The organism is Vaccinium witches'-broom phytoplasma str. VAC, from assembly GCF_000309405.1.
In the GTDB taxonomy this organism is placed as follows: domain Bacteria; phylum Bacillota_I; class Bacilli_A; order Acholeplasmatales; family Acholeplasmataceae; genus Phytoplasma.
Map to the genome: position 1 here is coordinate 1 of NZ_AKIN01000086.1, position 1357 is coordinate 1357.

Below are 1357 nucleotides of genomic sequence, written 5' to 3' on the forward strand. Positions count from 1 at the left end.
AAAATTGTTTTAAGAATTTTAGATATTATGGTTATTGTTTTAAACATTTGGTTTTTTATATTACAAAAAGTTATAATGTTATTAGGTTTTATTTTAAATATTATATTGCAATTAATGTTATATTCTATCTACGATGACGAAAATATTCCTTTTTCTTTATTCGTTAGTAGAAAAAAAACATAATTGTAAAAGAAAGCGAAAAAAATTAATATGACTATGACAATTAAATTATGGAATAGACGTTATTATTTTATTCCTTTCCTCATTATGTGCGGTATTTTATTATTTTGTTTTTTCTTAATTATTGGTGCCGCTTATAAATATCATGAGGAAACAATGGAACGTATTGAAAAGATACAAAAAATAGATATTCCACAAAAAGCTAAAGAATTAAACGAAAAATTATATCAAGATAATGAGGAATTACAAAATCAAATAACCCATTTAAAATCAGCTCCTTATGAATTAATAAAAGAGGACGGAACAAAAGAATATTATAGTTTAGTTACTCGTCAATTAATTAAAAAAATTGATAAAGATGATAGAGTTTGGGAATATGACCCTAATAGTGGTATGTTACTAAAATCAACTGACAAATACCATACTGTGACTGAATATGATAATAATGGTAAAAGAATCAAAGAAACGTTAAGTAACGGTGTTTGGACTGAATTTAACCCATTAAATGATAAAATGATAAAAAGAAAAAACATTGACGGTTCTTTAGAGGAATTTGATGTTAACACTGGTAAGAAAGTTAAACAAACTCAATATCTATATGACGGAAAATTGATTAATTATATATATGAATACGATATAGTTACTGGTAAGAAAGTTAAAAAAATTACTTATCAAGTTGACGGAAAAACTATTATTTTTGTAGATGAATACGATATAGTTACTGGTAAAAGAATTAAAGTAACTACTTATTGCTCAGACGGAAAAACTATTGATTATATAATTGAATACGATAAAAATACTTGTAAAACAATTAAAGAAATTAATTATCAAAATGACGGAAAAAAGATTGATTATATAGTTGAATACGATAAAGATACTGGTAAGCAAGTTAAAACAACTACATATTAAAAAAAACTCTCTGAACTCCTCCTTAGAGGAGTTCATTGTCACCGTTTTCTCTTTATTTATATTTTTACTAAATCAGACCTTAAGCCCTTAGTAAAAAACTTAAAGAAAAAAAGAAACAAAATTAATTCCTCCTTAGAGGAATTTTTAAAAGAGTAGGTGATAAGTTAATAAAGTTGTTTTTCTATTTAAATAAAATTTAAACAAAAGGAGATTTAAATGTCTAGAGTTACATCTACGGAATTAAAAGCCGCTGGATTTACAGCTAAAG

General features: G+C 24.7%; 2 protein-coding genes. Both read left to right on the plus strand.

The features are described 5' to 3' along the window. On the plus strand, positions 1 to 183 hold a 183-nt coding region (locus tag RI68_RS03910; RefSeq protein ID WP_038104547.1), incomplete at its 5' end, for a hypothetical protein. A gap of 27 nt (positions 184 to 210) precedes the next feature. Then, positions 211 to 1089, plus strand: coding sequence for a DUF2963 domain-containing protein (locus tag RI68_RS03670; protein WP_017193585.1), 879 nt, complete (start codon positions 211 to 213; stop codon positions 1087 to 1089). Positions 1090 to 1357 lie beyond the last annotated feature (268 nt).